This is a genomic window from Microbacterium arborescens, assembly GCF_030369635.1.
Taxonomy (GTDB): Bacteria; Actinomycetota; Actinomycetes; order Actinomycetales; family Microbacteriaceae; genus Microbacterium.
The window spans coordinates 1049773-1076095 of sequence record NZ_CP128474.1 but is presented as its reverse complement, the minus strand read 5'-3'; the positions used below and the strand labels follow the sequence as shown (position 1 = coordinate 1076095).

Annotated in this window: 24 protein-coding genes; 5 read left to right on the top strand and 19 right to left on the bottom strand. The window is 69.9% G+C overall.

All coding sequences use genetic code 11. The features are described 5' to 3' along the window. The first annotated feature begins 21 nt into the window (after nucleotides 1–21). A complete protein-coding gene (locus QUC20_RS05030) occupies nucleotides 22–1929 on the top strand; it encodes a dipeptidyl-peptidase 5 (RefSeq protein WP_289331129.1) in 1908 nt (635 codons plus the stop codon). Between the two features lie 59 nt (nucleotides 1930–1988). On the opposite strand, the gene hflX is transcribed toward QUC20_RS05030, so the two are convergent. Further along, on the bottom strand, nucleotides 1989–3506 hold the full coding sequence (hflX, locus tag QUC20_RS05025; RefSeq protein ID WP_289331128.1) for a GTPase HflX: 1518 nt from the start codon (nucleotides 3504–3506) through the stop codon (nucleotides 1989–1991). 85 nt (nucleotides 3507–3591) lie between these two features. On the opposite strand from hflX, the gene QUC20_RS05020 reads away from it, so the two are divergent. Beyond that, nucleotides 3592–4233, top strand: a complete 642-nt coding sequence (locus QUC20_RS05020) for a class I SAM-dependent methyltransferase (protein WP_289331127.1) — start codon at nucleotides 3592–3594, stop codon at nucleotides 4231–4233. 30 nt (nucleotides 4234–4263) lie between these two features. Here the strand turns inward: QUC20_RS05020 and dapF are convergent, their stop codons facing one another. From dapF to QUC20_RS04980, 8 genes are all read right to left on the bottom strand, one after another. Further along, nucleotides 4264–5133: a diaminopimelate epimerase gene (gene dapF, locus QUC20_RS05015; protein WP_289331126.1), complete on the bottom strand. Its 870-nt coding sequence runs from the start codon at nucleotides 5131–5133 to the stop codon at nucleotides 4264–4266. Nucleotides 5134–5142: 9 nt separating this feature from the next. Further along, nucleotides 5143–5610 carry a GNAT family acetyltransferase gene (locus QUC20_RS05010; protein ID WP_289331125.1) on the bottom strand — a complete coding sequence of 156 codons (468 nt, stop codon included), beginning with the start codon at nucleotides 5608–5610 and terminating at the stop codon, nucleotides 5143–5145. Continuing rightward, nucleotides 5607–6593, bottom strand: coding sequence for a tRNA (adenosine(37)-N6)-dimethylallyltransferase MiaA (gene miaA / locus QUC20_RS05005; protein ID WP_183045295.1), 987 nt, complete (start codon nucleotides 6591–6593; stop codon nucleotides 5607–5609). The genes QUC20_RS05010 and miaA overlap by 4 nt, the downstream gene beginning before the upstream one ends. Beyond that, entirely contained in the window at nucleotides 6590–8140 is a 1551-nt protein-coding gene (gene miaB, locus QUC20_RS05000) for a tRNA (N6-isopentenyl adenosine(37)-C2)-methylthiotransferase MiaB (protein ID WP_289331124.1), read from the bottom strand. The genes miaA and miaB overlap by 4 nt, the downstream gene beginning before the upstream one ends. A gap of 76 nt (nucleotides 8141–8216) precedes the next feature. Next, entirely contained in the window at nucleotides 8217–9959 is a 1743-nt protein-coding gene (locus tag QUC20_RS04995) for a choice-of-anchor G family protein (RefSeq protein WP_289331123.1), read from the bottom strand. Continuing rightward, nucleotides 9956–10717: a hypothetical protein gene (locus tag QUC20_RS04990; protein ID WP_289331122.1), complete on the bottom strand. Its 762-nt coding sequence runs from the start codon at nucleotides 10715–10717 to the stop codon at nucleotides 9956–9958. The genes QUC20_RS04995 and QUC20_RS04990 overlap by 4 nt, the downstream gene beginning before the upstream one ends. Nucleotides 10718–10733: 16 nt before the next feature. After that, nucleotides 10734–11357, bottom strand: coding sequence for a signal peptidase I (locus tag QUC20_RS04985; RefSeq protein WP_289331121.1), 624 nt, complete (start codon nucleotides 11355–11357; stop codon nucleotides 10734–10736). A gap of 4 nt (nucleotides 11358–11361) precedes the next feature. Next, entirely contained in the window at nucleotides 11362–12051 is a 690-nt protein-coding gene (locus QUC20_RS04980) for a SipW-dependent-type signal peptide-containing protein (RefSeq protein ID WP_289331120.1), read from the bottom strand. 292 nt (nucleotides 12052–12343) lie between these two features. Between QUC20_RS04980 and QUC20_RS04975 the strand changes: the two genes are divergently transcribed. After that, entirely contained in the window at nucleotides 12344–14926 is a 2583-nt protein-coding gene (locus QUC20_RS04975; RefSeq protein ID WP_289331119.1) for a helix-turn-helix transcriptional regulator, read from the top strand. Between the two features lie 11 nt (nucleotides 14927–14937). Here QUC20_RS04975 and QUC20_RS04970 read toward each other — a convergent pair whose 3' ends face one another. The 9 genes from QUC20_RS04970 to dapA form a co-directional block, all read right to left on the bottom strand. Continuing rightward, entirely contained in the window at nucleotides 14938–15282 is a 345-nt protein-coding gene (locus QUC20_RS04970) for a regulatory protein RecX (protein ID WP_289331118.1), read from the bottom strand. A 356-nt stretch (nucleotides 15283–15638) separates the two neighbouring features. Next, nucleotides 15639–16691 (bottom strand): recombinase RecA, encoded by a 1053-nt coding sequence (gene recA / locus QUC20_RS04965; protein WP_289331117.1) that lies wholly within the window; start codon nucleotides 16689–16691, stop codon nucleotides 15639–15641. A 278-nt stretch (nucleotides 16692–16969) separates the two neighbouring features. Then, on the bottom strand, nucleotides 16970–17194 hold the full coding sequence (locus tag QUC20_RS04960) for a DUF3046 domain-containing protein (protein WP_120263110.1): 225 nt from the start codon (nucleotides 17192–17194) through the stop codon (nucleotides 16970–16972). A 15-nt stretch (nucleotides 17195–17209) separates the two neighbouring features. Next, entirely contained in the window at nucleotides 17210–17530 is a 321-nt protein-coding gene (locus QUC20_RS04955; protein WP_120263111.1) for a helix-turn-helix domain-containing protein, read from the bottom strand. Nucleotides 17531–17687: 157 nt separating this feature from the next. Then, nucleotides 17688–18233 carry a CinA family protein gene (locus tag QUC20_RS04950; protein WP_120263112.1) on the bottom strand — a complete coding sequence of 182 codons (546 nt, stop codon included), beginning with the start codon at nucleotides 18231–18233 and terminating at the stop codon, nucleotides 17688–17690. Next, a complete protein-coding gene (gene pgsA, locus QUC20_RS04945) occupies nucleotides 18230–18802 on the bottom strand; it encodes a CDP-diacylglycerol--glycerol-3-phosphate 3-phosphatidyltransferase (protein ID WP_120263113.1) in 573 nt (190 codons plus the stop codon). Before pgsA ends, QUC20_RS04950 begins: the two co-directional genes overlap by 4 nt. Before the next feature lie 16 nt (nucleotides 18803–18818). Further along, nucleotides 18819–21539, bottom strand: coding sequence for an FtsK/SpoIIIE family DNA translocase (locus QUC20_RS04940; RefSeq protein ID WP_120263114.1), 2721 nt, complete (start codon nucleotides 21537–21539; stop codon nucleotides 18819–18821). Nucleotides 21540–21587: 48 nt separating this feature from the next. Then, nucleotides 21588–23264, bottom strand: a complete 1677-nt coding sequence (locus QUC20_RS04935; RefSeq protein ID WP_120263115.1) for a ribonuclease J — start codon at nucleotides 23262–23264, stop codon at nucleotides 21588–21590. Nucleotides 23265–23315: 51 nt separating this feature from the next. Then, the gene (gene dapA, locus QUC20_RS04930) at nucleotides 23316–24293 is read right to left on the bottom strand and encodes a 4-hydroxy-tetrahydrodipicolinate synthase (RefSeq protein WP_120263116.1); all 978 of its coding nucleotides are present in this window, start codon (nucleotides 24291–24293) and stop codon (nucleotides 23316–23318) included. Between the two features lie 133 nt (nucleotides 24294–24426). Here dapA and QUC20_RS04925 point away from each other — a divergent pair, with 133 nt between their 5' ends. Continuing rightward, nucleotides 24427–24966, top strand: coding sequence for an NUDIX domain-containing protein (locus QUC20_RS04925; protein ID WP_289331116.1), 540 nt, complete (start codon nucleotides 24427–24429; stop codon nucleotides 24964–24966). A gap of 31 nt (nucleotides 24967–24997) precedes the next feature. Here QUC20_RS04925 and thyX read toward each other — a convergent pair whose 3' ends face one another. Next, nucleotides 24998–25750, bottom strand: coding sequence for an FAD-dependent thymidylate synthase (thyX, locus tag QUC20_RS04920; protein ID WP_289331115.1), 753 nt, complete (start codon nucleotides 25748–25750; stop codon nucleotides 24998–25000). Between the two features lie 65 nt (nucleotides 25751–25815). On the opposite strand from thyX, the gene QUC20_RS04915 reads away from it, so the two are divergent. After that, complete coding sequence (locus QUC20_RS04915) at nucleotides 25816–26259, top strand: thioredoxin family protein (RefSeq protein ID WP_120263119.1); 444 nt, start codon at nucleotides 25816–25818, stop codon at nucleotides 26257–26259. Nucleotides 26260–26323 lie beyond the last annotated feature (64 nt).

Genomic DNA, 26323 nt, shown 5'->3' with positions numbered 1-26323 from the left:
CGGCTCGCGTAGCGTGGCGGTATGTCGCAGCAACTGCCCTACGGTTCCTGGCCTTCTCCCCTGACCGCATCGTGGGCGAGCTCGTCGTCACTGCGCCTCGACGGCGCCGGCTTCGTCGGCGATGAGGTCTGGTGGGGCGAGTCGCTGCCCGACGAGGGCGGCCGCGTCGCCGTCGTGCGCCGCCGAGGCGACGGCGAGGTCGAGGTCGTCCTTCCCGCCCCCTGGAACGCCCGGTCACGCGTCCACGAGTACGGCGGAGGTGCGTGGGCGGTCTCCGATGACGGCGATCTGTTCTTCGTCGACAAGTCCGACCAGCGCATCCGTCGCCTCCGCCCCGGCGGCGAGCCCGAGGCGCTCACCCCCGACGAGAGCGGCACGCACTACGGCGGGCTTCGCTGGCAGCGCGGCGTCCTGCTCGCGGTGCGCGAACGCGAACGCTCAGAGGGCACTCCCGAACGCCACATCGTGCGCATCGACGGCGCTACGGGCGCCCACGCTTCGGGCGTGACCGAGCTCGCGGGCGGCAGCGACTTCGTCGCCCAGCCCGCCCTCTCACCCGATGGCTCGCACCTCGCCTGGGTGGCCTGGGACCACCCGGACATGCCCTGGGACCGCACCCGCATCCGCGTCGTCGACCTCCGCGCCCCGCACCGGGTCCGTGACGTCGCCGGTGGCAGCACGGCCGCGCTTCAGCCGGAATGGACCCCCGATGGCCAGCTCGTCGTCGTCGACGAGCCGACCGGGCGCTGGAACCTCTACCGCGTCGACCCCGACGCCGACGCGAACCCGGCCCCGATCTCCCCCGCCGACGCTGACACAGGCGGCGGGCTGTGGGTGCTGGGAACCCGCTGGTACGCGCCGCTCGATGACGGCCGCGTCGTCGCCGTCCGCACGCACGGATCGGATCAGCTCGTCGTCATCGACCGCGACGGTGGCGCCGTCCCGCTCCCGGTACCCGCCACAGCGCGGCTGCAGATCGAGGATGTCGCGGGCAGCAGCGCCCTCGTCAGCGGCACGATGCCGGGCGCGACGGGGCTGTGGATCGTCGATCTGGACAGCGGCGAGGCGACCGCGGTGCGCGGCGGCGCTCCCGATGTCGATGCGGCATGGATTCCGCACGCCCGTCAGCTGACGACCGAAGGCCCGCACGGCCCCGTGCACGCCTTCGCCTACCCGCCGACCAATCCCGACGTCGAAGCGCCGACCGATGAGCTGCCACCGTACCTCGTGTGGGTACACGGCGGTCCGACCTCGCATGTGGGCGGTACGGCGGACAGCAAGGTGGCCTACTTCACCAGTCGCGGCATCGGCGTGCTCGACGTCAACTACGGCGGCTCGACGGGCTACGGCCGCTCGTACCGCGAACGACTGAAGGGCCAGTGGGGCGTCGTGGACGTCGACGATGTCGCGACCGCTGCCCGAGGGCTCGCCGCCGACGGACTCGCCGACCCGTCACGTCTCGCGATCGAGGGCGGCTCCGCGGGCGGCTGGACCGTGCTCGCGGCGCTGGTCGGAACCGACGTGTTCGGTGCCGGCGTCTCGCGGTACGGCGTCGGCGACGCACGCGCCTTGGCGGCTGAGACGCATGACTTCGAGGCGCGCTACCTCGACGGGCTCATCGGCCCGCTGCCCGAAGCGGAGCAGGTCTACATCGAGCGGTCGCCCCTGAGCCGGCCGGAACGGTTCCGGGTGCCGCTGCTGCTTCTGCAGGGCGACGAGGACGCCGTCGTGCCCCCGGCGCAGGCGGAAGCCATCCGCGACGCTCTCGTCGCACAGGAAGTGCCCCATGCCTACGTGTTGTACGCGGGCGAGGGCCACGGGTTCCGGCGCACGGAGACGATCGTGCACGCGCTCGAAAGCGAGCTGGCATTCCTCGGCCAGGTCTTCGGCTTCGACACCCCGGGGGTCGCGCCGGTCGAACTCGACTGAGCCCTCGACCCGGTGCCCCGAGCCCTGAACATGGCGGGCTGATACACCCGAGCGGCAACTCAGACGGCGTAGGGTGCGAGCTCGGCGGCGAGGCGCTCGGACACGTGAGCATGCACGGCGGTGCCGTCCTCCTCGTGCGAGGTCGCGACGATGTGACCGCTCTCGTGCACAGCCGAGATCAGATCGCCCCGGTCGTACGGCACGAGCGCACGCACCTCTACCGCGGGCAGCGGAAGCGCGTCCTCGATCGCCGCGCGGAGGTCGTCGATCCCCTCGCCGGTCCGCGACGACACGAAATGAGCCGTCGGCTCGAGCCCGCGCAGCAGCAGCCGCGCGTCATCGTCGACCAGGTCGGCCTTGTTGAACACGACGAGCTCGCGCGTCGCACGCGCACCCACGTCGCCCATCACGTCGCGGACGGTCGCGAGCTGCGCCGCCGGGTCGGGGTGCGACCCGTCGACGACGTGCACGATGACGTCGGCGCCCGACACCTCTTCGAGCGTCGACCGGAAGGCTTCGACGAGCTGGTGCGGCAGATTGCGCACGAATCCGACGGTGTCGGTGAGCGTGTACACGCGCCCGTCAGCGGCCTCGGCCCGGCGCACGGTCGCGTCGAGCGTCGCGAACAGCGCGTTCTCGACGAGGACTCCCGCGCTCGTCAGCCGGTTGAGCAGACTCGACTTGCCGGCGTTGGTGTATCCGGCGATCGCCACGGAGGGGATCGTGTTTCGCCGACGCTCGGCGCGCTTCGCCTCGCGAGACGGCGCGAACTCGCGGATCTGCCTGCGCAGCTGCGCCATGCGCGTCCGGATGCGGCGGCGGTCGAGCTCGATCTTCGTCTCACCCGGACCACGCGAGCCCATGCCCGCGCCGCCTGCGCCGACCTGTCCACCGGCCTGACGGCTCATCGACTCACCCCACCCGCGCAGGCGCGGGAGCAGGTACTCGAGTTGCGCGAGCTCGACCTGAGCCTTGCCCTCGCGGCTCTTCGCGTGCTGGCTGAAGATGTCGAGGATGACGGTCGTGCGGTCGATGACCTTGACCTTGGCGACATCCTCGAGCGCACGCCGTTGGCTCGGAGCGAGCTCGGTGTCGGCGATCACGGTGTCGGCGCCGACCGCGGCGACGAGATCGCGCAGTTCGGCCGCCTTGCCGCGTCCGATGTAGGTGGCGGGATCGGGATGCGGCCGCCGCTGCAGCACACCGTCGAGGACGACCGCGCCGGCGGTCTCGGCCAGCGCGGCGAGCTCGCGCAACGAGTTCTCGGCGTCCTCGTGCGACCCCTGCGGGTACACGCCGACGAGCACGACGTTCTCGAGTCGCAGCTGCCGGTATTCGACCTCGGTGACGTCCTCGAGCTCGGTGGACAGTCCCGGGACGCGGCGCAGCGCGGCGCGCTCCTCGCGATCCCACTGGTCGCCGTCGGTGTCTCCGTATGAGACGGTCGCCGCATCCTGCAGCGCCTGCGCGCCGCCGAACACGCGCATCGACGAGCGCGTCTCGGCGCTCGCGAGCACTCGATCGACCGGATCCACCGCGATGTCGTCGTCGCCGTCGGGGGTGGTGATTTGCGTCATAACTCTCTTCCCGGGATGCCCGTGCCCGGGCATCCGTGAATTCTAGTCTCCCGCCGGATTGCCCGGCTCCGATACGCTCGGATGCATGGGGAGCGATCACTACTTCAGCGCGTCCCCGTCCAGCGAACAGAACCTCCGCCGCATCCGCGTGACCCTCGCGGGTCGTGCCGTCGAGGTCACGACCGCGGGCGGGGTGTTCAGCCCTGACCACGTCGACTCGGGCACGGGGGTTCTTCTGGCCAATACTCCGCCGGCACCGCCCGGTGGGGATTTCCTCGACCTCGGCTGCGGCTGGGGGCCGATCTCGCTGTCGCTGGCTCTGGAGTCGCCTCACGCCACGGTCTGGGCCGTCGATGTCAACGAACGTGCTCTCGACCTGGTGCGACGCAACGCCGCTGATCTGGGACTCACCAATATCAACGCTGTGCTGCCCGACGATGTTCCCGACGACGTCGTGTTCCGGACCATCCGATCGAATCCGCCGATCCGCGTCGGCAAGAACGAGCTGCACGGGATGCTCCAGCGCTGGATCCCCCGCCTGGTCGAGCGCAGCGACGCCTGGCTCGTCGTGCAGCGCAACCTCGGATCCGATTCGCTGCAGCGCTGGCTCGCCGCGACCTTCGACGACGGGTACACCGTCTCGCGCGCCGCGACCGGCCGCGGCTTCCGCGTGCTGAAGGTGCGTCGCCACGGCACACCCCCGACGGGGGCCATCGAACTGCCCTGACGCGCGCGACGACCGATCATCCGGGCCCGCTCAGTCGGCGAGGGTGACCTGCCCCGAGAACACCAGCGTCGCGGGCCCGGAGAGAAGCACGTGCTCGCCGTCGTCCTGACGCACGACGCGCACGCCGAGCGTGCCGCCCGGGACGTCGACCGTCCACCGATCGGGTGCCGCCGAGCCTGCCCAGAAACGGACGGCGAGTGCGGATGCCGCGACCCCCGTGCCGCACGAGAGGGTCTCCCCCACTCCGCGTTCGTAGACCCGCATGCGGATAGCGCCGACACCGTTCTGTACGAGCGGCTCGGCCGGGACGACGAACTCGACGTTCGCGCCGGCGGCCGGATGCGGGTCGAGGGTGGGCTGCGACGTCAGGTCGAGCCCGTCGAGCTCTGCCTCGCCCGCGAGAGCGACCACGACATGCGGGTTGCCCACGTCGATCGCCTGCCCGGGTCGGGCGACGCCGAGTCCACGCGCGCGCACCAGGATGTCGCCCTCCTCGGCGCGCCAGAGACCGAGGTCGACCTCGAAGCCGTTCTCGGCGCGGGTGATCGTCTTGACGCCGGCGCGCGTGCCGATGCGGAGTCCGGCCTCGATCGACGCGAGGCCCGCGTCGGCGAGGTAGCGTGCGAAGACGCGCGTTCCGTTGCCGCACATCTCGGCCAGTGACCCGTCGGCGTTGCGATAGTCCATGAACCACGCAGCGCCGGAGGCCGCGGCATCCGCCCCCTCGGCGATCGCGGCCGAGCGGACGACCCGCAGCAGGCCGTCGGCGCCGATGCCGACGTGGCGGTCGCACAGTGCCGCGACCTGCGCATCGCTGAGCTCGAGCTCGCCGTCGGGGTCGGCCAGGATCACGAAATCGTTGCCGGTGCCGTGGCCCTTGGTGAACGCGAGAGTCGCCATGTGCCCAGCTTAGGCGGGGCCGCCCGGGCCATCGACGACGAGGCGTTTGCCGGTCGACCACACGGTGAACGGCTCGTAGCCGAGCTCGTGGTAGAAGCCGCGCACCGCTTCGTTCTCGGGCCGCACCATGAGCTGCACCTTGGGGCATCCCATGGCCTCGAGAAGGCGCTCGGCCTCCGCGACGAGCAGGCGTCCGACGCCCTGCCCCCGGTGCGAGGGCGCCGAGGCGAGGTAGTACAACCAGCCTCGGTGGCCGTCATAACCGGCCATCACGGTGCCGACGATGACATGCGCGGTCCCGTCGACAGGCTCGTCGACGGCCACGAGGAACAGTTCGGGCTGAACCGTCAGCTTGCGCCTGATGTCGGCACGCGGATCGTTCCAGGGGCGGGTGAGGCCGACCTCATGCCACAGCTGGACGACGGCATCCTCATCGTCGGGAGCGAATGCGCGCATCGTGATAATCACGGGTGTCATCCTCTCGCATCGATGACGGGCCCACCCGCCACGGCGGAGTCGACGAGCGCGCCCGCATCCGTCGTGCGAGGGTCGACCCAGCGGACATCGTCGTACCGCTTGAACCACGACACCTGGCGGCGCGCGTAACGCCGCGTGAGGGCCTGCGTCTCGGCGATCGCCTCCTCCTCGCTCGTGTCGCCGCGCAGCTGCGCGAGCGCTTGCGCGTAGCCGATGGCGCGACCGGCGGTGGCACCGCGCTCGAGACCCTGCTGCCGCAGGACGGCGACCTCGTCGACCAGGCCGGCCGCCCACATCCGCTCGACGCGCGCATCGAGGAGCGGCACGAGCTCGTCGCGGGGCACCGCGGTGCCGATGATCCGGGTCCGCGGCGACCAATGCTCGGGCGCCTCGGGCAGGGCTCCGCCATGGGTTCGCCCGCCCTGCGCGAGCACCTCGAGCGCGCGCACGATGCGGCGGCCGTTCCGCGCGTCGATCCGCTCGGCTGCTGCCGGGTCGGCGGCACGCAGCCGCGCGAACAGGTGCCCGGCACCGTGGCGCTCGAGCTCGTCCTCGAGGCTCGCGCGCAGGCGTTCGTCGCGCGGCGGGAAGCGGAAGTCGAACAGCACACTCGAGGCGTACAGTCCCGAGCCGCCGACGAGGATCGCGTCGGCGCCGCGACCACGGATCTCCTCGATCGTCCGGCGCGCGACCTCCTGGTACCACGCGACGGCGGCTTCCTGCGTCACCTCCAGCGCGTCGAAAAGATGGTGCGGGATGCCGCGGCGTTCGGTCTCGGGGATCTTCGCGGTGCCGATGTCCATGCCGCGGTACAGCTGCATAGCGTCGACGTTGACGATCTCGGCCGACCGGCCACGTGCGACGAGTGCTTCGGCGAGGTCGAGCGAGAGACCGGTCTTGCCGGTGCCCGTCGCCCCGAGAACGGCCCAGAGGATCGGCGCTCCGTCAGCCGGGGCGGAGTCCGGGGCCGGCGCCGCGGTCACACCCCGACGCGCAGAGACGGCAGACCCAGCGACACCGCGCGCGGGCCGGCATCCGTCGATGCCGGAGCCGGTACCCCGCACGACTCGGCGAGCGAACGGTCCCAGGCGTCGCCTGCTCGCGTGCGTCGGATGCGCAGCGGCGATCCGTCCGTGCTGTCGGCCAGCAGGTGGAACGGGGCCGCGTGCGTCACCGTCACGGTGACGACGTCTCCCGGTCGCGGCGTCTCGGAGCCGCTGGGCAGCTCGAAGTGCACCAGGCGGTTGTCCTCTGCGCGGCCGGTGAGACGGTGCGTCTCGGCGGCCTTCTTGCCCTCCGCGGAAGACACCAGCACGCGGACCTCGCGGCCGACCTGCTTCTGGTTCTCCTCCAGCGCGATCCGGTCCTGCAACGCGACGAGCCGCTCGTACCGCTCCTGCACGACCGCCTTCGGCACCTGGTCGGGCATCGTCGCGGCGGGCGTCCCCTCGCGGATGGAGTACTGGAAGGTGAAGGCGCTCGCGAAGCGCGACTGCTCGACCACCCGCAGCGTGTCTTCGAAGTCGGCTTCGGTCTCGCCGGGGAACCCGACGATGATGTCGGTCGAGATCGCCGCGTGCGGAATGCGCTCACGCACACGGTCGAGGATGCCGAGGAACTTCGAGCTGCGATACGACCGGCGCATCGCTTTCAGGATCCTGTCGGAGCCCGACTGCAGGGGCATGTGCAGCTGCGGCATGACGGCGGGCGTCTCGGCCATCGCGTCGATGACGTCGTCGGTGAACGCCGCCGGGTGCGGGCTCGTGAAGCGGATGCGCTCGAGCCCCGGGATCTCACCCGCCGCGCGCAGGAGCTTGCCGAACGCCTGACGGTCGCCGAACTCGACGCCGTAGCTGTTGACGTTCTGCCCCAGCAGGGTGACCTCGATCGCCCCGTCGTCGACCAGCAGGCGGATCTCGTTCAGGATGTCGCCGGGACGGCGATCCTTCTCCTTGCCGCGCAGGTGGGGAACGATGCAGAACGTGCACGTGTTGTTGCAGCCGACCGAGATCGACACCCAACCGCTGTAGACCGAGTCCCGCTTCGTCGGCAAGGTGGAGGGGAAGGTCTCGAGCGCCTCGAGGATCTCGAGCTCGGCCTCGCCGTTGTGACGTGCTCGCTCGAGCAATCCCGGAAGGGCGCCCATGTTGTGGGTGCCGAAGACGACGTCGACCCACGGAGCCTTCTGTTGCACGGCGGTCTGGTCCATCTGCGCGAGGCAGCCGCCGACCGCGATCTGCATGCCCTCGCGCTTGTCCTTGACCGACTTCAGATGGCCCAGGGTGCCGTAGAGCTTGCCGGCGGCGTTGTCGCGCACCGCGCACGTGTTGATGACGATGACGTCGGCATCGGTGCCGGGATCGGCGGGGAGATACCCCGCGCTCTCGAGCGATCCGGAGAGCCGCTCGGAATCGTGGACGTTCATCTGGCAGCCGAAGGTACGCACCTCGTACGTACGCGCGCGGCCATCGGCGGTGCGCGCGGCGAGTGACGGCGCGATGAGGGTGGGTGCGCTCGAGGGAGTCGACATGATTCCCTCATTCTACGATCGCGCTCGTGGGGTCGACCCGCGCCGGTCGACCCCACGAGTGGTCACACGTGCGACGTCAGGGTGCCGTGACCGGACCGGCGCTCGCCGTGGCGAAGGTGGCCGCCGCCAGACCGCCGAGGCCGTCCGCGAGTCCGAGCCGGAGCGCCGCGACACGGTACTCGGCCGTCGCGTCGACCGACGCCGCGATGAAGGTCGCGTCCGGCGGGGCGTTGGGCTGATCGGGCTGCACGTTGACCATGAGCGACACGACCGACGGCAGCGCGTCGACCACCCCTCCGAGCGCCGAGATCACTGCGGTCACCGCCGTCGCGAGCGTGCCGCCGAGCGTCGTGAGCGCCGCGGTGATCGTGGTCGTCAGCGTGTTCGCCAGCGTCGAGACGAGACCCGAGCTGAGCCCTCCGACTGTGTTCAGCAGCTGCGTCACGGTGGGCAGGCCCAGCGCGCTGAGCAGGGTGTTGATCGGCCCGACCAAGCCCGCCGCCTCCGCGTCGATCGTCAGCACCGCCGTCCCGTCGAGCAGCGATCCGAGCGGGCCGACGAAGCCGACGTCGGCGGTCAGGACGTTGAGCCCCGGCAGGATACCGATCCCCGGCGCGGCCACGACGGCTTCGAGCGCCACGGTGACCGTTGCCTCACGGAGCTCGGTGGTGAGCGCGGCGACGATCTGCGACGTCCAGTTGTCGAGCAGCACGCCGGCGCGATCCACGATCGGGTTCAGCACCGCAGCGTTGAGGACGACCTCCGTGTTCGGTGCGGCGTCATTGAGCGAGGGAAGAAGAGCGTCGAGATCGACGTCGATCGTGCCCGCCTGCAGGTCGATCGTGACCACGCCGTCGGTGAGCGGTGTGTTCAAGAGCGTGGACACCGATCCGAGGAGGTCGAGTCCCGTGATCGAGACGTTCCCGCCAACCGTCGTGGTGAGGACGCCGGGGATTCCCGCGTCGATTCCGGCTCCGATGGTCGAGCCGATGAGCCCGCCCGGCCCGGTCAGCTGCCCGACCACACCGGCGAGCGTGTTCACCGCGGTGGTCGTGGTGCCCACGAGGCTCTGCACGACGGGCGCGTCCAGCTGCAGGCCGAGACCTGCGATGCCGTAGTCGCGCATGACGGCGCTCGCAGGTGCTGTCTCTCCCCAGAGCTCGTCGCGCAGCAGCGCGCACCCGTCGATCTGCGAGCTGGCCGCGACCGCACCGATCTCGAGGTTCGCGTCGGCGATGCCGGTGACCGCCGGAAGGATGCCGCTGAGCCCGACCCGCGCCCGCGCGGGCAGCGATGCCGGCGGCGTCGTGTCCGACACGAGCACGGCGCCGGAGTCGTTGACGAGTCCCGACGCGCCCGCGACGGAGCCGTCGGTCGCGACGTTCGCGTACTGGTTGACGGCTCCGAGGGCCGCTCCCGGCAGTCCGACGGTGAAGCCGGTCAGATCCACGTTGATGGCGCTGAGAGCCGTGACGTCGAACGGGTTGGCGTAGACGTAGGAGTCGGGCGGGGCGGATCCGAGGTCGATCGCATCGCTCGGCGACACGGCGACGTCGCCCGCGCCATCGAGGGCGAGGGCCATCTGCTCGAGCTCGGCGATCGGGTCGAGGTCGAGTCCAAGCAGGGAACCGCTCAGGAACCGGCCGGATGCGACGGAGGCGAAGCCCGTGCCGTCGGTGCAGTCGAGCGTCGACGTGCCGACCTCGCCGTGCACCCACTCCGAGCTGTTCCACGCCGCTGTCGTCGCGGTGACGGTCATCGGCACCCCCACGATGGCCACCGCGGCGATGGCAACCGCGGATCGGGTTCGAGTCTTCATGCGCGGGCCTCCCGGCGGTGCAGGCGCAGGGCGAGGCCTGCGGCGAGGAATCCTCCGGCGAGCGCCAGGACGGCGGCCAGAGCGGACAGGTCGCCACCGGTTGCCGGCAGCCCCGGCATCCCGGTTCCCGGAGGCGCAGGCACCGGCGGTTGCACCACCGGTGGCACGGTGTCATCGATCGCCACCGCGGTGAGGGCGAGATCGGTGTCGCCGGTGCGCCCCATGAGGGTGGTGTCGGCGCGCGCCTCGGGGCTGTCCTCGACCCCGAGGGTGACGAGGAGGCTGACCGGCGCGTCCGCGGCGAGGGCGGGCAGGTTGAAGCTCGGGCTCGAGAACCGGTAGTCGTCGGCCGGCGTCGCCACCGTCAGCGGCTGTGCACCGGATGCGCAGACGGGCGCGTCGGGCAGGCCCGTCCATTCCTCGGCGCATGACTGCACGGTGACCCGAAGGCCGCGCGGGTGTGTGACGAGGTCGCCGTCCTTGCGCAATTCGAGAGCGAGGGTCGCGCTCGACGCATCCTCGAGCCGGGCCTGCACCTGCCACGCCCGGGTGTCGCCGGGGCTCAGATCGCGGAACTCCGCGGGATAGGGGTCGGCGGCGAGCACGAGGCGTCCCGGGGTGCCCGTCTCGGGCACCTCCACGAGCGCCGCGTTGGCGACGCCGGCCAACAGCACGGTACCGGTCACCAGGAGCGCGACGGAGCCCGCGGCAGCCGTGACGACGGCGGCGCGATGACCGTGCGACGATGCACGTTTCATGAGTGGTTCTCCTTGTTCAGGTCTCGTCGACATCGACATCGACATCGGCGTCGGCGTCGGCGCGCGTCGGAGTTGGCCAGAGCGCCCAGGCGATCGCGAGCGCGATCAGGATGCTGGCCGCGATCATCACGATCGGTGTCTGCGCCCACAGGACGACGGACCCGAGCACGGGCACCGCCACGAGCACGCGCGGTGCCTGATCGACAAGATACGTCTGACTGTCGGCGAAGCCGTTGTCGTCGCCTCGGAGCGTCAGTTCGCGTTCCTCCGGGGCAGCCGCCACCTCGTCGATGGCGACGATGCGGTGGGTCACCGGCTGCCCGGTGTCGGGGCGTGGGACCGTCACGACATCACCGACGCGCAGCTCGGCCGCGGGCGTCAGCTGCGATACCGCGGCCGTTCCGACCGGCATGGTCGGCGACATCGACCCCGTTACGAACACGACGATCGAGAGACCCCAGATCCACGCGGCCAGGAGCCAGGCGATCGTGGCGATGCCGACCACGCCGACCAGCGTGATCACGACATCGCGCAGCCGGTCGAGCCGGGAGGAACCGACGGGCACGGTTCCTCCCGGCTCTGCCGGATCGCCGCCGTCCCGTGCCGCGTGAGCGTCGTGGGTGATGGCGTGCGTCGACATGGGGTCAGGACTCCGCCTGGAACTCCCAAGCGGGGGCGACGGTCAAGCCCATGTAGTCGTCGATCGTCGTTCCCGGGGCGAGCGTCAGCGGGTCGGGAAGCGAGATCTCGAAGCAGTACACCTGCGTGCTGCCGGCGTCGGCCGTCAGCGACTGGCTGGCACTACCGCCGGTCGTCGCGAGCGGCCCGTCAGCGATGAGCGTTGCCGTTGCGCCCGCCGCGAAGGCCGTCGCATCACAGGTGAAGGCGGCCGCATCGGTCGCGACGCGCACGTTCAACGCATCGAAGAGCAGACCCGCGGTGTCGTTCGCCGTGATCCCCGCGGCCGGCACGGCCGCCTGCAGCTCGACATCGCCTGCGACCGAGTCGGGCGCCGTGCGGAGCGCGACAGCGGCGTACACGGTGTCGCCTGGGGCGAGATCGAGGGCGTCGGGGCCGAACACGATCTCTCCCCCGGGGTTCGCGGGCTCGTTCACCCAGTCGGCTGCCGTGGTGAAGGGCGCGACGGTGTTCTGCTCGACCGAGAAGGTCGATGTGCCTACTCCGGGCCCACCAGCACCATTGCCGCCGAAGACCCATTCGGTGTCGGTCCAGGCTGCGAGCGTCGCCGTGACGCCCAGCCCCAACGCCGCCCCGCCGGCGGCGATCGCGAAGACCTTGCGGCGGGTCGTCCCCCGTGTGGTCGCAGTGTTCATGTTCGGAGTCCCCTCGTGTCGACCGGCCTCGTGTCGGCCGGTTCCGGTGTGGTTCGAGGCGACGCTAAGGGGGCGTGACAGCCCGGCGACAGCTGTTCCCCGCCGCCCCGGTGGTGAAATGCGTAGCGAGCCCGCGTGCACCGCCGTCCGGCCACGGGGGCGCCAGGAGGAATCAGTAGACGCTCAGTGCAACCTCAGTAGTCCGAATGCTGTCTACCGATGGCCCGGTTCGGATCGTCTGGGTAGGTTGTGACCGAAAGCCATGTCTCGCTGGGGAGAGGAGCTGGGGTTCATGACTCAGTGGGAGCACTCGGAACGGTCGCCACGGACGTATCACGAGAATGATGAGGTCGTCGGGGACGGGCGCGATCCGAATGCCGTCGCCGACGCGCTCCTCGGCGGCCGGTCGATCGTCATGGGCGGGCCGCTCGGATCGGGGAAGAGCTTTCTGCGCGCACGCGTCGTGAACGTTCTCCGGCAGCGGGGATCCGATCCGATCATGGTTCGGGCGTCGGCCGTGCTGCGCCACACGTACGCGAACGTCTTCGAGGCGGCATCCGACGCGCGCGCCCGGGCCCTTCTCCGCGATGACCCCGTCCCCGCGTCGACGATCATCGTGGTCGATGACGCGCAGGAGCTCGACGCCGCATCCCTCGCCGTTCTTTTCCGCGCCGTTCATTCGGGGCGGGCGACCGCCCTGATCGCGGTGACCGAGCCCCGACTGCCCACGAGCAGTCGCGACGGCGTGGTCGATGTCATCCATGACCTGTGGCTCACCGGCAACGCCGACCGGATCGAGCTCCCGCGCCTCTCTCCGCGCGACGCGGATCGACTCCTGACTCTGTTCGCACCGCATGAGCCGTTCGACAGCGTGACGCGCGCGGCGCTCCTGTGGTCGGCCGACGGCTCGCGGCTTTTGCTGCGCGCGCTCGTCGACGCCGGCCTCGCCGCGCTGACCGAGGGCCGGGATCCGATCGTCGCCATCGCCGACGGCGCCTCGCACGGTGCCCTCGCCGCCGTGCTCCACGCTCACGTGCGCGACCTCGACGACGAGCAATTGCGCGCTCTCGTCCTCATCGATCGAGCCCCGGGCATCACCCGCGCCGACGCGACCCGGCTCGTACCCGTCGCCGTGGTCCACGAACTGCGGGCCGCGGGGCTGGTGTACGACGACGGCAGCACGAGCCACCACCTGACCGCGAACCGGGTGCTGGCGCGGGCCGCAGAGCGGGCGCTGGGAAGAGAACGATCCGAGGCGGTCATCTCCGACGCGCTCGAACGTCTCCTCCGCGACGAAGGTCGCTGGTGGAGCACACCGCTCGCGCGCCTCCTCGCAGACCAGTGGATGCGCACCGTCACCCGTCCCGCCGATCTCGACGGCGTCGCGCCGGAGTTCATCGAGCGGGTGGTGCTCGATGCGGCACGTGTGGCCAACGACACCGGCGACGCATCGGATGCCGCTGCGTACGCCGCCTGGATGAGGACCGACGTCGCCGTTCCCGCGATCGTGCTCGAACAACGCTTCGCCACGGAGAGACTCGGAGCGCGAACCACGGATGAGTCGCTGCTCGACCTCGCCGTGAACGAGCGTCGGAGGGCGCGCACACTCGTCACGTTCCCCTCGGTGGACGACACGGCGACGGCGCCCGATCTCGGGAGTGCTGGGGCCCCCGACGCCCTCGCCAAGTCGCGTCAGGCCGTCTCCGACCTGCGACTGCGAGACGCCGTGGTGCTGACGGAGCACGTGCGCCGCGATCCGGCAACGTCGTTCCTACGCGACCGCATCGATGTCGAACTGCTGGCCGGCATGGCCCGCGCCTACCTCGGCGAGACCACCGCGATGCGCGAGGCTCTGAACCGTGCGATGCGCATGTTCACCTCTGGTGCGAGCTTCGACGACGCACTCGACCGCATCGCGGCCAGGTCATACGATCTCGCCTGTCGGACGGTAGCCGGGACGGACGACGCCGAGGCCGTCGATCGTTTGGCCTTCGAGCGCGACATGGCGGTGCGAGCAGGCGGGTCAGCGCTCGCTGCCGCCTCGCTCGCCGCGGTGCTGGTGGAGATCAGACGTGGGCGGGTGCTCGCGGCCCGGCGCGAGCTGCACGCCGCAGCGGCGCGCGCTCCGTACCGGGGCGGTGAGTCGCTCTCGATGATCGAGCTCGAGACCGCCTGCGGTTTGGCCGTGTTCGGGTACCCGCTCGAGGCGCAGGAGACCCTCGCTGCCGTCGAGATGCCCGCCGCCGCGAGCCGGATGCTGCAGCATTCCTTCGCCTCCACGTCGTCGGTCGTGGCAGCTGCGAACGGGAATATCGACGAAGCCCGCTCCCACGCCGCCGATGCGTGGACGCTCAGCAGCATGACGGATGCCGTCATGCTTCAGATCCGCGACGCGCATCGTCTCGCCGTCCTCCGCCACTCCCTCGCGGAGCAGGTGCTCGCAGAGATGCGGCCCGTCGTCGAACGCATCGAGGCGCCGACCGCTGATGCTCTCCTTCGCGATGCCGAGTCTGCTGCAGCCGGGGCAAACGAGGTCGGGCCACCGCCGGAGAGGATGCTTCAGCGCCTCCGCGCGGCTTTGTCGGTCCGCAACGACATCGACGAGCCCGGCGAGGCCCCGACCTCCCTCCCCACGAGATCTCTGACCGCGCGCGAGCGCGAAATCGCGCAGCTCGTCGAAGAGGGTCTGTCGAACCGACGGATCGCGGAGGCCCTGTTCGTGTCCGTGCGCACGGTCGAATCGCACATCTATCAGGCGCGCGCCAAGGTCGGAGCGGCATCACGAAGCGAGCTGGGCGCGGCCGTAGCCCGCGAGATCCGAGCACTCAGAGGAGAACGGGCCGCCGCCACCACGCAGATGAACGCGCGAGGCTGACGGGCGGGCGCTCAGTCCTCGTCGCCGGCCAGCGCCTGACGGGCGGCATCAAGCGCCACTGCTCCTCGGAAGCCACGTCGCGCGAGCTGCCCGTGCAGTCGCCGCAAGGCGACGTCATGATCGAGGCCGGACATTCCACGGGCTCGCTGGCGTGCGAACTCGAGCGCCCGCTCGGCCTCGTCGTCAGGTAACGACGCCAGAGCGATGTCGATCACCTCGCGGTCGAGCCCTCGCCGGACGAGGGTCTGCGCCACCGCCGTCGCGCCCTGCGCCTTGCGACCGAGAGCTCCGTCGAGTAGCTGCTCGGCCAAGCGGGAGTCGTCGAGGTAGCCGTTGTCGAGGAAGGCGGCGATCACGTCCTCAGCCTCGCTCTCGTCGAGTTCGGCCCCGCGCAGAACGTCACGAGCCTCTCGGATCGACAGTGACCTGCCGCGCAGCCGCTTGAGCAGCGCGCGCTCGGCGCGCGCGCGTCGCTCCGACTCGTCGGTCGGCCCCTCGGGAGCCCTATCGCGAGGAGTCGTTCGCCGCGTCGGAGACCCGCCCGACGCAGCGTCTCGAGGTTCTGTCGTCCACGTTGTATGCCATCGCGAGCTGCCGTCCGCTGCTCTCCCGCTGTCAGGACGGGGTTCGGGGACGGCGACATCCGCTGTACCGAAGAGGGGGATGATGGGGGCGAGGCGGTCGGCGTCGCCCCCATCATGATCCGAACCGATCACGCCGGGCGGCGGGCCGCGAGGTCGTCTGCTGCGGCCGGAGCCGGGGCAGCGGGCTGACCGATATCGAGCTTCTGCTTGATCTTGTTCTCGATGTCGACGGCGACGTCGGCGTTCTTGAGCAGGAAGTTGCGCGCGTTCTCCTTGCCCTGCCCGAGCTGCTCGCCGTCGTAGGTGTACCAGGCACCCGACTTCTTGACGATGCCGTGCTCGACGCCGAAGTCGATGAGGCTTCCCTCGCGCGAGATTCCTACCCCGTAGAGGATGTCGAACTCGGCTTGCTTGAAGGGCGGCGCCATCTTGTTCTTGACGACCTTCACGCGCGTGCGGTTACCGACAGCCTCGGTTCCGTCCTTGAGGGTCTCGATGCGGCGGATGTCGAGGCGGACCGATGCGTAGAACTTCAGCGCCTTACCGCCCGCCGTCGTCTCGGGCGAGCCGAAGAAGACACCGATCTTCTCGCGCAGCTGGTTGATGAAAATGGCGGTCGTCTTGGTCTGGTTCAGACCACCCGTGAGCTTTCGAAGGGCCTGCGACATGAGACGCGCCTGCAGGCCGACGTGCGAGTCGCCCATCTCGCCCTTGATCTCGGCCTCGGGAACGAGCGCGGCGACGGAGTCGATGACCACGAGGTCGATCGCGCCGGAGCGGATCAGCATGTCGGCGATCTCGAGCGCCTGCTCACCCGTGTCGGGCTGGGAGACCAGGAGCGCGTCGATGTCGACGCCGAGCTTCTGCGCGTAAGACGGGTCGAGCGCGTGCTCGGCGTCGATGAACGCGGCGATACCACCCGCGCGCTGCGCGTTCGCGATGGCGTGGAGGGTCAGCGTCGTCTTACCCGACGACTCCGGACCGTAGATCTCGATGATTCGGCCACGCGGGAGCCCTCCGATGCCGAGCGCCACGTCGAGGGCGATGGACCCCGTGGGAATGACCTCGACCGGTGCGCGTTCGTCGGAGCCCAGGCGCATGACCGAGCCCTTCCCGAACTGACGGTCGATCTGGGCGAGGGCCGATTCGAGGGCCTTCTCACGGTCAGCGGGTGATGGCATGGCGTGCTCCTTATGCTCGCGTTTCCGACGCCTGTAGGCTGTCGCGCTCTCGACTCGGTGCCGGGATGCTGCGACAAGGCATGGTGTGTCTCTCGACGCTGCCCACGGTACGGAGGGCCTCCGACATTCATCGACGGCCGACCCGCATCCGGGGAACCTCGCCGGGAGGAACCACCTGTGCAGGACACTACGCTCGTTTCGAACGGATATTCGACGACACGCCGCAGAATCTCCGCGGACGTCGAACACGCGCCGGCTGCGACCACGGCGCCGCCCCCTCAGCGTTCGCGCGGGTCCAATCGACCGACGCCGTAGCGTCGGGACTCGGGCACGTCGGCCTCGAGGCACAGCGCCAGCCAGACCGCTCGGGGCGGTTCGCCGGCGTCGAGCGCCTGACGCGCCGTGCGATCGCCGAGCGGCCCGAGAGCGAGATCGTCGATCAGCGCCGGGCCGCGTCGGCCGAACTCCGCCTCGACGGCGCGGTCGAACTCACTGCGACGCATCGATGCGAGCGGTGATCAGTGCAGCGAGAGCTCGGGCGCGATGAGGTCGCCGTCGAGACCCGCGATGTCGTCGGGGACGACATCCGACAGCACCGGAAGCCCCTCGAGAACCGAGATGCGGTCGCCCACCTCGCGCATGATGCTCGAGATCGGGACGTCGAGCGCCTCGGCCACGGAAGCGAGGATCTCGCTCGAGGCCTCCTTCTGGCCGCGCTCGACCTCGCTGAGGTAGCCGAGCGCCACGCTCGCGCGGCTGGCGACCTGTCGGAGGGTGCGGCCCTTCTGCAGGCGGAGGTCACGCAGAACGTCGCCGATCTCCTGTCGAACCAAGATCATCTCGGACCCCCTCCTTCGTCGTGGTGCTCGCTCGTCCCGGGTGGACAACGGTATCTCATCAGCACGCCACCCTAGCTCGCTCCCGCTGTGGGTCGCATGAGAGTTGACACGCGCTGATCACGATGACAAGAACGACGTCGGTGCCATGCGTATTCCGTCACAGCGCATCGAGCGCCAACCGGATCGCGCGGGCCGAGGCCTCGGCTCGGATCTGCGCCCGATCGCCCTCGAGCTGCAGGCTCTCGATGCGCACGCCGAGCGCGGTCGCGACGGCGATATGCACGGTTCCGACGGGCTGACCGTCGGGCGAGCCGGGGCCGGCGATGCCGGTCGTCGCGATGCCGACGTCCGCAGCTGCAGCCCCGGGCCCCAGGGCGACCCGGGCGCCTTCGGCCATCTGGCGGGCGACGCGCGGGTGCACCGCGCCGTGAGCATCCAGAAGTGCGCCGTCGACGTGGAGCAGTCGTTGCTTCAGTTCCGTCGCATAGGCGACCACTCCCCCGCGCACGACGGCCGAAGCCCCGGAGACGGCGACGAGCTCGGCGACAACGAGTCCGCCCGTCAGCGACTCGGCGACCGCGAGGGTCCATCCGAGCTCGCCGAGCCGCTCGATGAGGCGCTCCGCGTCGGTGCGCCGACCGGTCGACACGAGCGTCGCCTCGACCTCGTCCGGGAGGTCGTGTACGTGCTCGCGAGCCGTCATGATCCCGCTCCGCGCCGTCTGGCTCCGCGGACCGCGGTGATGACGTAGTCGATGCCGCTGGCGACGGTGAGTACGACGGCAATCCACATCGCGATCGTGTTGACCACGTGGATCCAGTCACCCACGAGCGTCCACAGCGGGAGCAGGGCCAGCGAAAGCGCTACGGCCTGCGCGACGGTCTTGAGCTTGCCCATCCACGCCGCTGCCACGACGTGGTCGCCCGCGACGAGGAGGCGATGGACCGTGATCCCCAGTTCGCGCACGAGGACGACGATCGTGACGGCCCACGGCAGTTCTCCGAGCAGTGACAAGCCGACGAAGGCCAGGCCCGTGAGCACCTTGTCGGCGATCGGATCGAGCAGCTTTCCGAGGTCGGTGACGATGCGGTACTTGCGAGCGAGGTATCCGTCGATGCCGTCCGTCGCGATCGCGACGATGAAGAGCACACCGGCCCACCAGCGCAGGGCGCCGTCGGAACCGCCGTCGACGAGCAGCAGCCAGAGGAAGACGGGTGCGCACAGAATGCGCACGATCGTGATCGCGTTGGGCAGTTGCCTGGGGACCGTCACGGAGCGAGCCTATCCGTCAGTCGCGCCCGGTGAGACCCCACGCGTCTTCCGACGCGTCGTCGCCGTCGACGACCTCCAGCCCTTCGAACTGGGCTTCGACGGGGTCGACGGCAGCGGCCGCCGGAGCTGCCGGTGCGGGCGGGTCTTCTCCCCGCAGCCGTGCGAGGACGGCCGGGAGCTGGTCGGGGGTGACGAGGACGTCGCGCGCCTTGGACCCTTCGGACGGGCCGACGATCTCGCGCGACTCCAGGAGGTCCATGAGGCGGCCGGCCTTGGCGAACCCGACGCGCAGCTTGCGCTGCAGCATCGAGGTCGAACCGAACTGCGTCGAGACGATCTGCTCGGCGGCGGCGAGCAGAAGCTCGAGGTCGTCGCCGATGTCGGCGTCGATCTCCTTCTTCTCGGCGACCGCCGCCACATCGGAGCGGTACTCCGGCTGCGCCTGCCCCTTGACGTGGGCGACGACCTTCTCGATCTCGGACTCGGCGACCCATGCACCCTGCACGCGAATGGCCTTGGACGTCCCCATCGGCAGGAAGAGCGCATCGCCCTGACCGATCAGGCGGTCGGCGCCCGGCTGATCCAGGATGACTCGGGAGTCGGTGACGCTCGTGACGGCGAACGCCAGCCGCGACGGGACGTTCGCCTTGATGAGACCGGTCACGACGTCGACCGACGGTCGCTGGGTCGCGAGCACGAGGTGGATGCCGCTCGCTCGCGCGAGCTGGGTGATGCGGACGATCGAGTCCTCGACGTCACGGGGAGCGACCATCATGAGGTCGGCGAGCTCGTCGACGACCACCAGCAGGTACGGGTACGGCTTCAGCACGCGCTCGCTGCCGGCCGGGAGCTGGATCTCGCCCGCGACCACGGCCTTGTTGAAGTCGTCGATGTGACGGAAGCCGAACGACGCGAGATCGTCGTAACGCATGTCCATCTCTTTCACGACCCACTGCAGCGCCTCGGCCGCCTTCTTGGGGTTCGTGATGATGGGCGTGATGAGGTGCGGCACACCGGCGTAGCTCGTGAGCTCGACGCGTTTCGGGTCGATGAGCACCATGCGGACGTCGGTGGGCTTCGCCCGCATCAGCAGGCTCGTGATCATCGAGTTCACGAAGCTCGACTTGCCCGACCCCGTCGATCCGGCCACGAGAAGGTGGGGCATCTTGGCGAGATTGGCGACGACGAAACCGCCGCCGACATCCTTGCCGACGCCGATGGTCATCGGGTGGGTCGACGAGGTCGCCGCGTTGGAGCGAAGCACGTCGCCGAGCGTGACGATCTCGCGGTCGGTGTTCGGGATCTCGACACCGATGGCGCTCTTCCCGGGGATGGGGGCGAGGATGCGCACCTCGTTGGAGGCGACGGCGTAGGCGATGTTGTTCGTCAGCGCCGTGATCTTCTCGACCTTGGTGCCGGGCCCGACCTCGATCTCGTACTGCGTCACTGTCGGACCGCGCGAGAATCCGGTCACCTTGGCATCGATCGAGAACTGCTCGAAGACGCCCGTGATGGCTCGGACGATCGCATCGTTGGCTTCTGACCGCGTCTTCGCCGGGGTGCCGGCGCCGAGGGCTGCCACCGCGGGCAGCCGGTACGGCGTAGCCGGGGGCTGCCCGTGGAAGTCGCCGCCGAGGCCCGTGAGCCCGGGCAGCTCTTCGATCTCGCCGGTGTCGTGGTCGTCGCGCACCGCGGTGTCGGCCGGCCGCCCGGAACGCGCGGCCGTGGCCGCCCGCTCGATGACGGAGGGGTCGATGATCTCGGTCGGCGCGTCGGGAAGCGGCGGCGGCGTGGCCACAGCCTGCTCGAATCCACCGGCGACGGAGCCGGCGACCGAAGGCCCGAGAAGCTCGGTGAGGTCTTGCGATGCGCTGCCGTCGTCGGGATCCTCTTCGCGACCGCTCTTGTTGCGACGCCACCACGGCAACGCGTCCTCGCCCTCGTCGGCATCCTCGTCAGCCGACGGTGCCGCCTTCTTGCCCTTCTTCGGCGAGAACGCCACCGTGGGGGCCTCGCCGTCGGGATCTGCGACGGGGCGTTCCGCCCCGAACATCCAGGCGTACAGGTCGCCGAGGCGGCTGCCGATACGGTTCGGCGGGGTCTTGGTGAGGATGAGGATGCTGAGGACCGTGACGAGACCCAAGACGGCCGCAGCCCCGTAGACGGTGAGGATGGTCAGCGGTTCACCCACCGCCCAGCCGAACAGCCCGCCGGACGCGCTCAGCTCGAGCGCGCCGGCCTTCGGCTCGGGGCGCGCGCCGAGAACGTGGCAGAACCCCGCCACCGAGAGGATGAACAGCCCGAACCCGATGCCGATGCGACCGTTGTCGTTGACCGACGCGGGATGCCGGAACAGCCATCCCGCGAGGAACAGCAGCAGGACCGGCATGATGAACGCCTCACGACCGATGAGGAAGCCGACCGTGTACGCGCTGACGAGCGTTCCGGCCTCGGTTCCGATCATGAACCACTCGACGGCCGCCCCCGCGATCGCGAGGAGGACGAGCAGGAACGGCAGCCCGTCGCGGCGCTGATCCTTCTCGAGCGTCTCGGGCCCGAACGCGCGGAACATGCCGCCGGTGGCGTGGGCGAGGCCCATCCATGCGCGCGCGATCACCGGAGGCCGCTCGGACTCATCGACATACCGCTTGGGTGTCGGTTCGCTCTTGCGGGCGCGCGAGGTCGACGTCTTCGCCGGTGCGCGGCGTCCGGAGGGCGCGTTCGTGCTCCTGGCCATTCCTCCACGGTACGCGGGGGTTCCCCCATTACCGCGGAACGACGCGGGTCAGGCCTCGATGACGACCGGGACGATCATGGGGCGCCGGCGCAGCGACTGGTTCACCCAGCGGCCGATCGTGCGACGGACGACCTGCGACAGCGCGTGGTTGTCGCGCGTCCCCGACTGCACGGCCTCTGCGAGAGCCGCCGCGATCTTCGGCTTGACGCCCTCGAAGACCTTGTCGTCCTCCGCGACACCGCGCGCGTGGATGTCGGGGCCGCTCACGACTCGTCCCGTCTTGCCGTCGACGACGACGATGACCGAGATGAACCCTTCTTCACCCAGGATCCGGCGGTCCTTCAGGTCGGCGTCGGTGATCTCGCCCACGGTCGAGCCGTCGACGTACACGAAGCCGATGTCGAGCTGGCCCACGACCTCCGCGACGCCGTCCTTGAGGTCGACGACGGTGCCGTTCTCCGCCAGGATCGTGCGGTCCTCCGGAACACCGGTGTCCTGCGCGAGCTTGGCGTTGGCCATCAGGTGGCGGTACTCACCGTGAACGGGCAGCACGTTGCGGGGCTTGAGGATGTTGTAGCAGTACAGCAGCTCGCCCGCCGCGGCGTGGCCCGACACGTGCACCTTCGCGTTGCCCTTGTGCACGACGTTCGCGCCGAGCTTGGTCAGCCCGTCGATGACGCGGTAGATCGCGTTCTCGTTACCGGGGATCTGACTCGAGGCCAGGATGACGGTGTCACCGGGACCGGGCTCGATCGCATGCTCGAGGTTGGCCATGCGCGAGAGCACGGCCATCGGCTCGCCCTGCGAGCCCGTGGACATGTAGACGATGCGATCGTCGGGCAGGTCCTTGGCCTTCTTGTAGTCGATGAGCACACCGTCGGGGACGTTCAGGTACCCGAGGTTCTCGGCGATCGTCATGTTGCGCACCATGCTGCGGCCGAGGAAGGCGACGCGGCGACCGTTCGCGGCCGCGGCATCCACGACCTGCTGCACGCGGTGCACGTGGCTGGAGAAGCTCGCGACGATGACGCGGCGCGGCGACTTGCTGATGACCTGGTCGAGCACGGGGCCGATCCCGCGCTCGGTCGGCGTGAAGCCGGGGACATCCGCGTTCGTGGAATCGACGAGGAAGAGGTCGACGCCCTCTTCGCCCAGTCGGGCGAACGCGCGGAGATCGGTGATGCGGCCGTCGAGCGGCAGCTGGTCCATCTTGAAATCGCCGGTGGCGAGCACGAGTCCCGCGGGGGTGCGGACGGCGACCGCGAGCGCGTCGGGGATCGAGTGGTTCACCGCGATGAACTCGAGATCGAACGGGCCGACCTGCTCTTCTTGTCCCTCGGCGACGGTGAGGGTGTAAGGACGGATGCGGTGCTCCTTGAGCTTCGCCTCGATGAGGGCGAGCGTCAGGCCCGAGCCGATGAGGGGGATGTCGCCCTTGAGCTTGAGCAGGTAGGGAACCGCTCCGATGTGGTCTTCGTGACCGTGCGTCAACACGACGCCGACGATGTCGTCGAGGCGGTGCTTGATCGGCTCGAAGTCGGGCAGGATCAGGTCGACACCGGGCTGGTGCTCCTCGGGGAAGAGCACACCGCAGTCGACCACGAGGAGCTTGCCCTCGTACTCGAAGACGGTCATGTTGCGACCGACCTCGCCGAGGCCGCCGAGCGGGTAGACCCGCAGCGTTCCGGGTTCGAGAGCGGGCGGGCTGAAGACGTTCGTGGGCATTGGCACGCTTCCTCGGGACGCCGGTGTATGCGGCATCCTCATCGTTTTCGTCTAGCGGGTCGTCCCGTGCACCTTGGGCAGCGCACCGCCGGCGGCGGCATTACGGTCGGGACGGAAGTTGGAGAAGTCGGCGCCGGGAACGCCCGAGACGAGGGCGAGCTCGTCCTCGATGATGGCGGCCTCCCACTCTTCGGGGCCGACGAGGGGCAGACGCACGCGCGGGCTCGAGATGCGTCCCAGGCCATGCAGGATGTACTTCGCACTGACGGTGCCCGGCACGTGGGTCATGACCGCGCGGACGAGTGGCTCGAGGCTCTTGTGCGCCTCGGTCGCGGCCGTGAGGTCGCCTCGATTCACCGCGTCGACGATCGTGCGGTACGGAGTCGCGGTGATGTTCGCCGTCACGCCGATGAGGCCACTGGCACCGATCGACAGGTGCGGCAGCACGTTGGCGTCGTCGCCGGAGAAGTACATGAGGTCGGTCTGGTTGAGCACGCGGCTGACTTCGCTGAAGTCACCCTTCGCGTCCTTCACCGCCAGGATGTTCGGATGCTTCGCGAGGCGGAGGATCGTCTCGTACTTGATCGGAACACCGGTGCGGCCCGGGATGTCGTAGAGGATGACGGGCAGGTCGGTCGCGTCGGCGACGAGGCGGAAGTGCGTCAGGATGCCGGCCTGGGTGGGCTTGTTGTAGTACGGCGTGACGATCATGATGCCGTCGGCCCCGGCCTTCTCGCTGGCCTTGTAGAGCTCGATCGCGTGCGCGGTCTCGTTCGAGCCGCCGCCGGTGATGATCTTCGCGCGGCCGGCCGAAACCGACTTGCCGACCTCGACGAGGCGGAGCTTCTCGGGGTCGGTGAGCGTGCTCGTCTCCCCCGTCGTCCCGGTGACGACGATGCCGTCGGCACCAGCGGTGATGACGTCGTCGATGTGCTTCTCGACGGCGGGCCAGTCGACTTCACCGTCGGCGGTCATCGGGGTGACCAGCGCGACGAGGACCTGTCCGAAGGGATTGCCCGAGTGCGTCATGGTCTCAGGGTATCGGTTCCGCCTCTGCGACGCGGCGACGGGCCGACGCCCGGTCGCCGATACGTTCCCATGTCGGGCGGCACTGATGGCGGCGCGGCGCGGCGCCCGGCGCCCGGCGCTCTAGGGTGGCGGCATGGCTTGGACGACCCGGAGCACCCGCACGACGTACGAGAACCGTTGGATCTCGGTCCGCGAAGACGAGGTGACCGGGCCGGCGGGCGACGGCATCTACGGCGTCGTCGAGATGCGGCATCCGGCGGTCTTCATCGTGGCCGTCGACGAGCACGACCGGGTCTGCTTCGTCGAGGTCGACCGCTATACGACCGGACGTTCGCTCGAGGTCCCGGCGGGCGGGAGCGACGGCGAGGACCCGCTCGTCGCCGCGAAGCGGGAACTCCTCGAGGAGACGGGCCTCACGGCCGACCTATGGCAGCCCATCGGCCGGATGAACGCCCTCAACGGCATCGCCGTGGCGCCCGAGCACGTCTATCTCGCGCGCGGGCTGCGGCCGGCGGAGGACGCCGCCTCGTCTCAGCTCGAGGAGGGCATCGAACGGGTCGTGTGGCTTCCCTTCGCCGACGCGCTGCGTCACGTCGCCGACGGCAGGATCGACGACGGTGAGACCGTCGCCGCGCTCGCCTATGCGGGCGTCATCCTGGGCCGATTCGTCTGAGCCCGACCGGAGGGCGCCGCAGCCCGGCGCGTCAGGGAGCGACGCGCCCGTTCGCGTTGAACGCCGCGTGGGTGAGCGGCATGAGCTCGCGCCAGACGGTCTCCATCTTCTCGGCGCACATCTCGATCTCGCGCTGCGGGAACGACGGGAAGTGCGTTCCCTCGACCTTGGTGCGCAGCGACAGGAAGTTCATCAGCGAACGCGCGTTGACGGTGACGTACATCGACGAGTAGATGTTCAGGGGCAGCACGATGCGGGCGACCTCACGCGCGACGCCGGCCTCGAGCATGCGCCGGTAGGCCTCGTACGCCTGGATCGAAGCCTGCCGCGTGGTCTCGTCGACCACGGCGAACTGCTCGTCGGTGCCGGGCAGGAACTCGTACGCGCCGGGCTTGCCGACCTGGTTCAGGTTGCGCTCACGACCGGGGACGTAGAACACCGGGCGCAGCTCGCGGTAGCGACCCGACTCCTCGTTGTAGGAGGCCATGCGGTGACGCATGAACTCGCGGAAGACGAAGATCGGCGCCTGCACGTAGAAGGTCATCGAGTTGTGCTCGAAGGGCGAGCCGTGGCGGTCGCGCATGAGGTAGTTGATCAGGCCGCGGTCGCGGCCGGATGCCTCGGTGCCGGCGGCGGCGGCATCCAGGGTCTGCTCCCCCTGGGTCGACACGCGGGCCGCGAACAGCACGTCCGAGTCGGCGGCGCTCGAGCGGACGAGCTCGACCGTCACATCGCTGCGGAACTCGATCTCGGGACTGGTCGGGGTCTGCTCGGCGTCGCTCACAGCTTCAGATTACCCCCGGCGCCCGAGTGCTCCCGGCCTGCCGCGAAGGTCTACTGTGGGCTGTTGTGGAACTCTTGGCGGTGGCGATCGTCCTGGCGGGCCTGTTAGCGGTAACAGGTGCGATCGGGGTCATCCTGCGCTGGCGCGCCTCACGCCCGTATCCGATCCCCCGTTTCGATGTCGTCGATCCGCGTCGGCTCGGCGCGGAGCCCGACGCGCTCGGCCGCACGGCGACCCTCCTCCAGTTCAGCACCGAGACCTGCCACCGCTGCCCGGCCGTGCACCGCACCCTCGCGGAGATGGCGCGCGACAGCGACGACATCGTCCACCTCGACGTCGATGTGACCGACCGCCCCGACATCGCGCGTCGCTTCCAGATCTCCCAGACGCCGACGACGCTCGTGCTGGATGGGCGAGGCGTCGTGCGCACGCGCTTCGGCGGCGTGCCGCGACGCGATGTCGTGCAGCTCGAGATCCTACGGCTGCGCTCCTCGTCCGCCTCGGTCTGAACAGACCGCCGGAACCTGTCAAGACGTTCCGACCGGCGCCCCGCCGACCTAGGCTCGACGCAAG